Consider the following 11,996-nt stretch of genomic DNA (forward strand, 5'->3'; position numbering starts at 1 on the left):
AAGTGGAAGTATAGTGATATATGGAGCGGACTAGTACTAATCGGTCGAGGACTTAACCACGAAGATTTAAGGTTGAAGAGTTTGTGAGTTATTCAGTTTTGAGTGAACTATTATAAGTTTACTTAAAGAAAATAATGTACCTGTGTGGTGATGAAGGCAAGAAGGATACACCTGTTCCCATGCCGAACACAGCAGTTAAGCTTCTTAGCGCCGATGGTAGTTGGACCTTTGGTCCTGTGAGAGTAGGACGTCGCCACGCAGGGTATATTTTTTTCATTCCGCAATAGCTCAGCTGGCAGAGCGCATGACTGTTAATCATGATGTCGTAGGTTCGAGCCCTACTTGCGGAGCTTTTTTTATTTAAATTGAATTGCCGTTTTAGCTCAGTAGGTAGAGCGCTTCCATGGTAAGGAAGAGGTCGCCGGTTCGATCCCGGCAAATGGCTTTTTTATTTTTCTTAAATAATGTAATATTATCAACGTTTGTTAGACTTTTAACGGTCTGGCGAACGTTTTTTTATTTTGTCTGAAAAGGTAAGAAAAGGGAAGAAAAAGGATATAGATTTGGCAAATTTCTAGTCGAGTTTTCGAAAGTGTTTAAGAAATTGGTATTTGTGATCAATGAATTGTTATTTGTATCGATAAAAAGTGTTCTTTATTGATAATAAAGAGTTTTGAAACTAAATTTTACATTATTACAGGTTTGATTATATTCTCTAAACAAAAGAATATTACTGTTATTTGACCTGGATTATGATAAGGTATAGTCATAACAAAGTTTACTCGTTAATTGTTAATTTTAAGATACTTAGGGTTATACAATATTTTCTTTGCATTGATTCTTTAAAATCCGTATACTTTATTTGTATATCAATATTTTGTAAAGTGAGGAATCTTTATGACCAATGAACACATCGAAAAAAGTTTTAATCATTATAATATTACTCATTATGAATCAATTAGAACGGAGTTAGATGATGATAATCAATCAGTTGTCATCATTAATGATGTTGAGGTACCTAATCGGAAAAATATACCGGCATTCCAATCTAAATTGCGTTCTAGAATTGTTGAGGTACCTGAGGAAATTTATGAGGCATCAGGTATCTTGATTTTTGGTAAGAGAATTAAATCGTTACTATTTTCTACTGATGTTGCCATTATTCGTAATTCTAATGCACAATCGGTTATTGCTGTTTATCCTTTTACGCCTCAAACTACGATTATGCAATCAATTATTGATGTTTCTTCGGTACCAGTTTTTGTTGGGGTTGGTGGAGGAACCACCACTGGTTTAAGAAGTGTTAATTTGTCCTTTCAAGCAGAACAATTGGGGGCCTATGGTGTTGTTGTGAATGCTCCGATGGAGAACGAAGTGATTTCTCAAATTAGAGAACACATTGATATTCCGTTGATTGCAACCATTTCGAGTTTTCAAGATGATTTTAAAGGTAAATTAGCAGCGGGTGCTACGATGTTCAACATTTCAGGTGGTGCTAAGACGGTTGAGTTAGTAAAACATATACGTCAAGAAGTTGGACCAGATGTCCCGATTATTGCAACTGGTGGACCAACTGGTGAACTAGTAAAAGCAACGATTAGAGCTGGCGCCAATGCTATTACATATACACCGCCTACTTCTGCAGAAATTTTTGCAGAGTTAATGAAACGTTACCGGGAGGGGCAAAAAGCGCATGACTAACTGGCTAGAGTGGGCGAGAGAACTTCATGCTTTGGCTCAATCGGGTTTGTATTATACGAAAGATATATATGATGAAGAGCGTTATGAACGGATTAAAGAAATGTCTCATGAGATGATGTCGGAATTAGCCAATACTAGTCCTCAAGTGATAGCGGAATTAAGATTAGAAGATTCTGGATATCAGACACCTAAGATCGACACACGTGGAGCAGTTTGGAAAGATGACCAAATATTATTAGTACAAGAAAAGGATGGACTATGGGCTTTGCCCGGTGGTTGGATGGATGTTACGGAGTCGATCAGTTCTAATGTATTAAAGGAAATTTATGAAGAGTCAGGTATGGAAGCTGAAGTTGTTAAATTAGTTTCACTTCAAGATCGTAATCTTCATAATCCAGGCCAGAATCCATATACGATTGTCAAAGTTTTTGTGGAATGCCTATATAAAGCGGGCTCTTTTAAAGAAAACTCGGAAACAATTGCAGCGAAATTTTTCTCAGTTGATGAGTTGCCTGAATTAATGGTAAATAAAACATCAAAGGAACAAATACTTTTATGTTATCAAGCACGCCAACAAGGCAAAAACTGGCGAGTGACTTTTGATTAATAGAGAATGTTTGTTTTAATTGTTTATTTAATAATATCGCTTTCATATTAATAAAAACGAACATATAAAGTTTTAATAATGGAACATTAAAAATGGAAATAAACCGTTATTATTTGTATAATGTAGACAATATGAGCCGTCTTGTTTATCAATATTAATTTTATAGTTAATAAATTTATATACAGATGGTATAATATAAGTATCAATTTAGGAGGTTATGACTGTATGAATTACCAATTATCTATTATTACACTTCGTGCTTTGAGTATCGAACAAATTGAAGCGGCTAACTCTGGGCACCCAGGTTTACCTATGGGAGCTGCTCCAATGGCTTATGCATTGTGGACAAAGCATTTAAATATTACGCCAACTGAACCAAAATGGGTGAATCGCGATCGTTTTGTTCTATCTGCTGGTCATGGCTCTGCTTTACTTTACAGTTTATTACATGTTGCTGGTTTTGATGTAACGATTGAAGATTTAAAACAATTCCGTCAATTAGGTAGTAGAACACCTGGACATCCTGAAGTAGGACATACGCAAGGGGTTGAAGCGACAACGGGTCCATTAGGACAAGGGATTGCACAAGCAGTAGGGATGGCTTTAGCAGAAACTCATACTGCTGCGATTTTTAATACTGAACAACATAAATTAATCGATCATTACACTTACGCTTTAGTCGGTGATGGTGACTTAATGGAAGGTATTTCTTATGAAGCTATTTCATTTGCAGGAAGACAAAAACTAGATAAATTAATTGTCTTATATGATTCAAATGATATTTCATTAGACGGTGATTTGAACATGGCGTTTAATGAGGACATTAAGAAACGTTTTGAATCACAAAATTGGCATTATCTACGTGTCGAAGATGGTAATGACGTGGATGCGATTTCTAAAGCAATTGAAGAAGCGAAAGCTCATACCCAAGCGCCTACAATTATCGAGATTAAAACGGTTATTGGATACGGTTCACCATTACAAGGGACATCAAAAGTCCATGGAGCACCATTAGGATCCGCTGATTGGGCGACTACTAAAGAATATTATGGATGGGAAAATGAAGCATTTACGGTACCAGAAGAAGCAGCAGCTGATTTTAAATTAAATATCCAAGAACGTGGTTTAAATGCTTACGAGGAATGGAATAAAGTATTTGAAGATTATAAAGCAAGTAATCCTGAAAAAGCAGCTGAATTTGAGGCAGCCTTTAATGGTGAATTACCAGAAGGCTTTGAAACAACTTTAGAATATGTGAAGTATGGTAGTAAAGCAGATGCGACACGGAATTCCAATGGTCGTGTTATTCAAAAATTATCAGAAGCGATTCCTTATTTCTGGGGAGGTTCTGCTGATTTATCTGGTTCAAACAAAACAATGGTAAGTGCTGAAACTGATTTTATGCCGGAAAATCGTGCCGGTCGGAATATTTGGTTTGGTGTTCGAGAGTTTGCAATGGCAGCTATTATGAATGGCGTACAATTACATGGTGGAACGCGTGTTTATGGAGGAACGTTCTTTGTCTTTACTGACTACTTAAAAGCAGCGGTAAGATTATCAGCTATCTCTAACATTCCAGTTACTTATGTAATGACTCATGATTCCATTGCGGTGGGAGAAGATGGGCCAACTCATGAACCAATTGAACAATTAGCAGCCTTTAGAGCATTACCGAACTTAAATACGATTCGTCCAGCTGATGAAAATGAAACAATTGCAGCATGGAAGATTGCGGTAGAATCTAAAGACCGCCCAACGATGTTAGTACTAACTCGTCAAAATGTTCCAGTATTAGACGTTGATAGTAAAACTTTAGAAGCAGGCGTTCGTAAAGGTGCTTATGTGGTATCACCAGCTAAAGGTGATGTGCCAAGTGGTATCTTATTAGCAAGTGGATCAGAAGTAAGTTTAGCTGTTGAAGCTCAAAAAGTATTAGCTGAAAAAGGACATGATGTTTCAGTCGTTTCAATGCCAGCGATGAACTTATTTGATGAGCAATCAAAAGAATACCGCGAGACGGTTCTGCCTAATGCTGTACGTAATCGATTATCGATTGAAATGGGAGCAACATTCGGCTGGGCAAAATATGTCGGCTTAGATGGTGTTACCATCGGAATTGATCGCTTCGGATCATCTGGAAAAGGTGAAGAAGTAGTGGCTGATTATGGCTTTACAGTAGAAAATATTGTCGACCAATACTTAGCGGCCTTTAATTAATCTCTAGTAAGTTAAAAAAGCGTCGGTCTTTTACGACCAGGCGCTTTTTTGACTTATTTTAAGTTTTTTATACCTTAATCAAGATTTCAGAAAATTAGTTGAGAGTGTGTCAATAAAAAAACTTAACGAGAAGTCAGTTTTGATTCAATTTGTTCGGCAAAGGGATTTTCCGTTTTACTAAAAGTTTTATAAAAGTTAAATTGAAGTTCATCTTGTTTTAGTGAAAAAACAGAAGGTTCTTGGACGTTTTCAATTTGAAGTTGGAAAGTTTCATCGGATAAGTTTTCTGGAAAAACAACAAAATCTATTTCTTGTGCGGCTAATTGAACTGTTAATACTTGAAATTGCTCCATCGAATAAAAGTTATTCAAATCGATAGCGACGGGTTCATCGAGTTGCTCAATCAATTGTGATTTTATTCCCTCTAATGTTTGCTCAGAAATCGGGACATCACTTACTAAGCGAATGGTTAAGTCCGGTTCTTCTTTAAATAAGATACTGAATGCTATACTAATTATAAACATTAAAATAATCGCAATCGAAATAATCCATTCTTTATAAGCATAAAGTAAATAGCTAATTTTTTCTTTTGGTGTTTCCAGTTTATCTAAATTTTCTTGAATAATTGGACGATGTTTCATATTGGGACTCCTTTAGCTTCAATAAGCATAGTGTAACATAAAAACAGAAGATTATTAAGCGTTTTACATGATGTAAATATTAAAGCTTTATTCGTAGTATTGTTTCACAAAAAGTGGCGTTGTGCTATAATATGAAAGAATGATAAAAATAGAAAGGGGCACTCATCTGTGACCAATCAAACAAAACCAACTTACTATATTACAACACCTATTTATTATCCAAGTGGAAATTTACATATCGGAAATGCTTATTCAACCTTAGCTTGTGATGCGATGGCACGTTACAAACGTCTAATGGGATATGATGTCTATTTCTTAACCGGAACTGACGAACACGGACAAAAAATTGAAACAAAAGCTGCTGACTTAGGTCAAACTCCAAAGGCTTATGTCGATGAAATGGCTGAGCGTATTAAAAAATTATGGCAAGATTTAGAGATTAGCAATGATGGCTTTATCCGTACAACTGATGATTATCATGAAAAAGCGGTACAACAAATTTTTGAACAATTATTAGCACAAGATGATATTTATTTGGGCGAATATGAAGGTTGGTATTCTGTTAGTGATGAAGAATACTTTACAGAAAGTCAATTGATAGAAGTTTATCGTGATGAAAATGGTAAGATGATTGGTGGTAAAGCTCCAAGTGGACATGATGTAGAATTAGTCAAAGAAGAATCGTATTTTTTCCGTATGAGTAAATATGCGGATCGTTTATTAGAATATTATGAATCACATCCGGACTTTATTACACCTGAATTTCGTAAGAATGAAATGATTAATAACTTCATTAAACCTGGTTTAGAGGATTTAGCTGTTTCTCGAACTACGTTTTCATGGGGAGTACCTGTAAAATCTAATCCTAAACACGTGGTGTATGTTTGGATTGACGCATTGACAAACTATATTACAGCGCTTGGTTATGGTAGTGAAAACACAGAAAATTACGATAAATTCTGGCCGGCTGATGTGCATGTGATTGGAAAAGACATTAGTCGTTTCCATATGATTTATTGGCCAACTATGTTAATGGCATTAGGATTACCTTTACCTAAAAAAGTTTATGCTCATGGTTGGTTGCTAATGAAAGATGGCAAAATGTCTAAATCCAAAGGCAATACCATTTACCCTGGACAATTAATTGAGCGTTACGGATTAGATGCGACTCGTTTTTATTTATTGCGTGAAATGAGTCAAGGTAATGATGCTATCTTTACGCCAGAAGATTTTGTAAACCGAGTAAACTTTGAATTAGCAAATGATTTAGGTAACTTATTAAATCGAACCATCGCGATGATGAATAAGTACTTCGGTGGTCAAATTCCAACCACAGAATTAGTTGCCAATGCCGTCGATGCAATTTTCGAAAACTTTGTGGAAGCAGAAATTAAAGCTTATCATCAAAGTATGGATTCAATGAGCTTTAACTCAGCGCTAGACCATGTAATGAAAATCGTTTCACGTGCGAATAAATACATCGATGAAACTACCCCTTGGGTTTTAGCCAAAGATGAAGCGTATGTAGGTCAATTGCGTTCCGTTATGAATCACTTAGCTGAAGTATTACGTATTGTCGGACATTTACTAAGACCGTTTATGACCCAAGCACCATCAAAAATCTTTGAACAATTAGGATTAACTCAAGAATTAGAACAAGATTTACAAACTGTTAAATGGGGCGACTTACCAGAGAATGTTCAAGTAATTAAAAAAGGTGAGCCTATTTTCCCACGTTTAGAAGTTGAAGAAGAAGTTCAATATATTAAGAACTTAATGACAGGTGGCAATGAGACCACTTCAGAGAATCCGACAGTGGATGATCCAACATGGAACCCGGAAGAGACTGAATTAGTCCATGAAGAAGTGGCTAATATTGAATTTGATCAATTTATTCAAGTTGAAATGAAAGTAGCTGAAGTTATCGATGTGGCTCCTGTTAAAGGTTCTAATAAATTATTGAGATTCCGATTAGATGCAGGAGACAAAGGTCATCGTCAAATCTTATCCGGTATTGCTAAAGCTTATCCTGATTATCAAAATTTAGTTGGTAAAAAAGTTACGATTGTAGCGAATTTAAAACCACGTAAAATGATGGGGTATGTGAGTCAAGGAATGATTTTATCTGCAGAAAACCAAGGACAATTAAGCTTATTATTTGCACCAGATGATGCTCCTAATGGCGCATTAATCGGGTAAGCATAAACCGAGTGTGAACCCGAAAAGTATACGTTGCTTTTCGGGTTTAGTTATCAAAAGAAAGGATTCAAAATGAAATTATTTGACACCCATACCCACTTGAATGCTAATCAATTTGACGGGATAGAAGCCGAAATCATTGAAAAAGCAAAACAACAACATGTCGATTATATGGCAGTAGTTGGTTTTGATGAACCGACCATTCAAAAAAGCATGGCTTTAAGTAATCAATATTCTAATATTTTAAGTGTAGTAGGTTGCCATCCAACTGAAGCAGGGAATTATAATCCTGAATTTGAAAGAAAATTAGAAGAATGGTTGACCTTACCAAAGGTTAAAATGCTTGGTGAAATAGGATTAGATTATTATTGGATGAGTGACGCAAAAGAGGTGCAAGAGAAAGTCTTTAGAAGACAAATTGCCATCGCTAAAGAACATAATCTGCCAATTACCATCCATAACCGTGATGCCACCGAAGATACTTATAAAATACTGAAAGAAGAAGGTATCCCCAAAGCAGGAGGTATCATGCATAGTTTTGGTGGCAATGCAGAAGAAGTACAACAATTTTTAGACTTAGGGATGCATATCAGTTTTAGTGGTGTTCTAACTTTTAAAAAAGCCAATGAAGTAAGAGAAGCAGCTTTAGTTGTTCCAGATGAACGCTTACTAATTGAAACAGATGCCCCTTATTTAGCTCCAATGCCATATCGCGGAAAACGTAATGAACCAGCATATGTATATTTTGTAGCGGAACGAATGGCTCAAGTAAAAGGCTGGTCGATTGAAAAAGTGGCCGAAGTAACAACCCGTAATGCGTTTAAACTATTCAGATGGGAGCCAGAAGCATAATGGTACCAAATGAAGTCATCATTGTTGAAGGTCGTGATGATACCAAACGATTAGTAGAAACATTTGGCTCAAACATAAAAACTATCGAGACGAATGGTTCAGCTGTTAGCCGTAAAACTCAAGAACAAATTAAAGCGGCGAGTGAAAAATTTGACATCATTATCTTTACTGACCCTGACTACCAAGGAGAACGCATCCGTAAAATTGTCACTCAAGTTGTTCCACAGGCCAAACATGCTTATTTGAGCCAAGAAGAAGCCGATAGCGGTAAAAATGGAGCCAGCTTAGGCATTGAACATGCACAACCAGAAGCAATAAAAAAAGCTTTATCTAATTTAATAAGTCCACAAATAGAAAATTTGGTAACAATACCGATGATTGAATTGGTAAAATTAAGGTTGATCGGACACAAGGATGCCAAATCCCGTAGAAAAATAGTCAGTGATCATTTTAGATTAGGCCACCTCAATGGTAAGCAATTGCAAAAAAAATTAAGTCAATATAACATTACCTTAGAACAAATCCAAGCTGTATTAAATGAAAAGGAGTCTTTATGAGAGAGTTTCGTCCAATCGCAACCCCGACCCGAACGGTTGATATTATGCGTCGTTATGATATAAAAATGAAGAAAAGTTTAGGTCAGAATTTTTTAATTGAACCCCAAATCTTAGATAAAATGATTGAAACTGGTCAAATCGATCGCCATACAACTGTGGTAGAAATAGGACCAGGAATTGGAGCTCTTACTGAATTTTTAGCAAGAAGTGCTAAAGAAGTGATTGCCTTCGAAATTGATTCACGATTTGTTGAAATATTAAAAGATACTTTAAGTGATTATGATAATGTCACGATTCATCATCAAGATATTTTAAATGTGAATTTCAACGACCCAATCTATCAAAATCTACATGATGCTGAGCGACTAGTAGTTGTGGCTAATTTGCCATATTATATTACGACCCCGATTATTATGAATTTAATCGAAAGCAACTTAAAATTTGATCAATTAGTGATGATGATGCAAAAAGAAGTAGCGGAAAGAATGACAGCTACTGTTAATACAAAATCATACAACTCATTGACCTTAGCTATACAAAATACGATGGATGCGAAAATAGCCTTTATTGTACCTAAAAGTGTGTTTATTCCACAACCCAATGTCGATTCCGCTGTCTTAAGCTTAACGAGATTAGAACACCCTATTGCTGAAGTTGATAATTTAGAAAAGTTTCATCATTTAATTCAGATTTGTTTTGTTCAAAGAAGAAAAACAATCTGGAATAATTTAAGAAATGCTGCAAAAGATTTGGACTTAAGTTTAGAGCAACTGGAGACGGCTTTAGATGAAACTCATATTGAAAAGGCACGTCGAGCGGAGTCCTTAACCTTAGAGGACTATCAACGATTATACAATGCAATCTATTAAACACTCGCTATTTTCAATGCAAAGCTCTGAACGAACTAAACAGTCTTTTGAAAGAAGGAAGACGGCTCAGGAGTAACAGTATTCTTACTTAGGTTATGATTAAGGGGCTGGGCAAGAGGTAGAAGAACGATTGATTTTTAATTTATCTGTTCACCCCCATATAGTTGGCGCGGGGCAAGAGGTAGAGGACGATTGATTTTAGTTTCGTCTGCTTAGTCTCGGACAGTTGAGTAGGTCTCAAACAGTTCCTTAAGACGCAGTGTGATGCTGCTCAACTCCTGAGCTGTTAATTAACGATCAACAACTAGATTGAATTTATTAAGTTGATGACCAGACTTGTTAAGACGCAGTATGATGCCACTCAGCTTCTGCATCATAAAATAAACAGAATTTTTAAATCTTTGCCAAGCCTCACCTTTTTGACAGAACTTTAGATAGAATGAATCCTAACTACGGCCACGGCTACTTATGAGCTAGTTTATGTAAAACATATTTTTTGACAATTCTCGACAATTTTAGGCAAAAAAGTAAGGAGAAATTTTGAAAATTTGCTTGCTATGACATATATGTTATGTTAAAATTGATTATTTATCTAAAATATGTTACAATGGTCCGTGAAGGGGTTGAGACAATGCCAAAAGATTTAGTTGAAATCAAGTCACTTTTAGATGAAAACTTAGGTGAAGAAATCATCGTCACCGTCCAAATGGGCCGTAAGAAAAAACGCGAGCGTCGTGGCGTTTTGAGGGAGACTTATCGTTCAGTATTTGTCGTAGATTTAGACCAAGATGATAATAATATCGATCGTGTGTCTTTTAGTTACAGTGATGTATTAACACACTCGATTGATGTTGAGTTTGTATAATCATATAATGTAGATGTGCTTATCCGGAAGGGTAGGCGTTTTTTATTTTTCAACAGGAATAAATATCACTTTTAAATTAAATGTAGTTAGTAAAAGAATGAATAGGTTTCATCTATAAAATTGGGCTCTTTGTCAAATGGTGTGGATCACGGAATTTTTGGTCGTTCAACACAATTGTGTTGAACGGCTGTTTTTCTAATTATGCGGTTTTCTCTGTCTTTGATTCTTTTTCTTGACTAAAATATAAAGGGCGATAGTCTTGGTTTGTGCAGTTCTTACTTAACAAAATATAGCGTGCTCTTAATCTTAAACGTCTAAAATTAGTATAACCGTGTCCTGTTCGTTTGATTGTTTTAATGATATTATTGGTTGCTTCTAAGTGACCATTTGACAACGTGACGGTTAAAGCATTGGTGATATACTCTTGATAGCGTGTAATCGTGTTAAACGCTGTACGAATCACTTGACGATAGGAATATTTTTTTATTTCTTGAAGTTCATAATGAAACAATTCGACGTCGTGTGTCATAATGGCATATTTGAAATCATTTATTTTTTCATAGGCATTTCTTAGCCCTATATCAAGCGAAAGTAGATATTCTACCATCATTTTTTCAGTCACTAATCCATCGAACAGGCGATGGGTTTGATAATTCTCAAAATCTAGATCTTCTCGGTTTTTAAGAAGTAATTTCCATAATTTTTTTAACTTATTATAATCACATTTCGAGGGTTTCTTTTTATATTGATTCATTACTTGAATCCTTAGGTTATTAAGGGCTCTATTGAGTAATTGAATGATATGGAACCGGTCAATCACAATTTTAGCACATGGGAACAGTGTCTTGATCATGCTAATAAAGGGAAGGTTCATGTCCATCGTAATCCATTCAACTTGACGTCGAGCGTCCAATGGGAAACGGAAAAAATGTTTTTTGATATCGGCTTGTTGACGACTATCTAATAAATCTAATACTTGGTGAGTAGAAGCATTGGCATAAATAAAGGACATTTCTGCTTTACATGATTTCGTTGTACGTAGTTCGTCAAATGATAAAGTGGTTGGCAGGGTATTCGTTTGTGGTTTCATCTGCTTTTCCAAGGAATCGAGTACTCTAACGACCGTACTAATTGATACATAGGTATTTTTAGCAATCAGTGAAGCAGATTGTACGAGTCTCAATTGTTCTTTTACGAGTTGTTTTTGTAAGTTAGAAATCTGACAATTTGGCTCTACTAAATTCGTTTGTGCCATAAAGGTTTTCTTACAAGCTTTACATATAAAACGTTGTTTTTTTAGTAGAATTAATTTAGGACAGGAAAGAGAACAAGCATATTTCACTTTTACTTGCTTAAAGCCATGCTTCAAAATAGAGTTATTAATATTTTTTTGATGACAGCAGGGGCAAGCCACTGGGTCATAAGAAAGCGTGGCAGATACTGTCTGGTAAAGGACACCGTTCAATGTGATGGCATCTTGATCCAAAC

Annotated in this window: 10 protein-coding genes, 2 tRNA genes and 1 rRNA gene; 11 read left to right on the plus strand and 2 right to left on the minus strand. The window is 35.7% G+C overall.

Going from position 1 to position 11,996, the window contains the following annotated elements:
* The first annotated feature begins 143 nt into the window (after positions 1-143).
* The 6 genes from rrf (at position 144) to tkt (ending at position 4,525) form a co-directional block, all read left to right on the plus strand.
* Positions 144-259, plus strand: a 5S ribosomal RNA gene (gene rrf / locus B5D12_RS09685).
* 18 nt (positions 260-277) lie between these two features.
* Positions 278-350, plus strand: a tRNA-Asn gene (locus B5D12_RS09690).
* A 22-nt stretch (positions 351-372) separates the two neighbouring features.
* A tRNA-Thr gene (locus tag B5D12_RS09695) sits at positions 373-445 on the plus strand.
* A gap of 452 nt (positions 446-897) precedes the next feature.
* Complete coding sequence (locus B5D12_RS09700) at positions 898-1,701, plus strand: beta/alpha barrel domain-containing protein (protein WP_234982962.1); 804 nt, start codon at positions 898-900, stop codon at positions 1,699-1,701.
* Complete coding sequence (locus B5D12_RS09705; protein ID WP_078756618.1) at positions 1,694-2,308, plus strand: NUDIX hydrolase; 615 nt, start codon at positions 1,694-1,696, stop codon at positions 2,306-2,308. Before B5D12_RS09700 ends, B5D12_RS09705 begins: the two co-directional genes overlap by 8 nt.
* Positions 2,309-2,533: 225 nt before the next feature.
* Positions 2,534-4,525 (plus strand): transketolase, encoded by a 1,992-nt coding sequence (gene tkt / locus B5D12_RS09710; protein WP_078756619.1) that lies wholly within the window; start codon positions 2,534-2,536, stop codon positions 4,523-4,525.
* A 122-nt stretch (positions 4,526-4,647) separates the two neighbouring features.
* Here tkt and B5D12_RS09715 read toward each other — a convergent pair whose 3' ends face one another.
* Positions 4,648-5,166 (minus strand): hypothetical protein, encoded by a 519-nt coding sequence (locus tag B5D12_RS09715; RefSeq protein WP_078756620.1) that lies wholly within the window; start codon positions 5,164-5,166, stop codon positions 4,648-4,650.
* A 168-nt stretch (positions 5,167-5,334) separates the two neighbouring features.
* Between B5D12_RS09715 and metG the strand changes: the two genes are divergently transcribed.
* The 5 genes from metG to B5D12_RS09740 all read left to right on the plus strand — a co-directional run bounded on the left by metG (position 5,335) and on the right by B5D12_RS09740 (position 10,508).
* Positions 5,335-7,365: a methionine--tRNA ligase gene (gene metG, locus B5D12_RS09720; protein ID WP_078756621.1), complete on the plus strand. Its 2,031-nt coding sequence runs from the start codon at positions 5,335-5,337 to the stop codon at positions 7,363-7,365.
* 72 nt (positions 7,366-7,437) lie between these two features.
* Positions 7,438-8,217, plus strand: coding sequence for a TatD family hydrolase (locus B5D12_RS09725; RefSeq protein WP_078756622.1), 780 nt, complete (start codon positions 7,438-7,440; stop codon positions 8,215-8,217).
* A complete protein-coding gene (gene rnmV / locus B5D12_RS09730; protein WP_143412092.1) occupies positions 8,217-8,774 on the plus strand; it encodes a ribonuclease M5 in 558 nt (185 codons plus the stop codon). Before B5D12_RS09725 ends, rnmV begins: the two co-directional genes overlap by 1 nt.
* Positions 8,771-9,643 (plus strand): 16S rRNA (adenine(1518)-N(6)/adenine(1519)-N(6))-dimethyltransferase RsmA, encoded by an 873-nt coding sequence (gene rsmA, locus B5D12_RS09735; protein ID WP_078756624.1) that lies wholly within the window; start codon positions 8,771-8,773, stop codon positions 9,641-9,643. Before rnmV ends, rsmA begins: the two co-directional genes overlap by 4 nt.
* A gap of 631 nt (positions 9,644-10,274) precedes the next feature.
* A complete protein-coding gene (locus B5D12_RS09740) occupies positions 10,275-10,508 on the plus strand; it encodes a Veg family protein (RefSeq protein ID WP_078756625.1) in 234 nt (77 codons plus the stop codon).
* A gap of 199 nt (positions 10,509-10,707) precedes the next feature.
* On the opposite strand, the gene B5D12_RS09745 is transcribed toward B5D12_RS09740, so the two are convergent.
* Positions 10,708-11,996, minus strand: a 1,289-nt coding sequence (locus tag B5D12_RS09745; protein WP_159443905.1) for an ISL3 family transposase, incomplete at its 5' end; no start/stop codon positions are given.

The sequence above is a fragment of the Globicatella sulfidifaciens DSM 15739 genome (genome assembly GCF_900167405.1).
GTDB lineage: Bacteria > Bacillota > Bacilli > Lactobacillales > Aerococcaceae > Globicatella > Globicatella sulfidifaciens.

Coding starts and splice junctions, on each gene's coding strand:
- B5D12_RS09700 (WP_234982962.1), top strand. CDS start 898: ATGACCAATGAACACATCGAAAAAAGTTTTAATCATTATAATATTACT.
- B5D12_RS09740 (WP_078756625.1), top strand. CDS start 10,275: ATGCCAAAAGATTTAGTTGAAATCAAGTCACTTTTAGATGAAAACTTA.
- rnmV (WP_143412092.1), top strand. CDS start 8,217: ATGGTACCAAATGAAGTCATCATTGTTGAAGGTCGTGATGATACCAAA.
- B5D12_RS09715 (WP_078756620.1), bottom strand. CDS start 5,166: ATGAAACATCGTCCAATTATTCAAGAAAATTTAGATAAACTGGAAACA.
- tkt (WP_078756619.1), top strand. CDS start 2,534: ATGAATTACCAATTATCTATTATTACACTTCGTGCTTTGAGTATCGAA.
- rsmA (WP_078756624.1), top strand. CDS start 8,771: ATGAGAGAGTTTCGTCCAATCGCAACCCCGACCCGAACGGTTGATATT.
- B5D12_RS09725 (WP_078756622.1), top strand. CDS start 7,438: ATGAAATTATTTGACACCCATACCCACTTGAATGCTAATCAATTTGAC.
- B5D12_RS09705 (WP_078756618.1), top strand. CDS start 1,694: ATGACTAACTGGCTAGAGTGGGCGAGAGAACTTCATGCTTTGGCTCAA.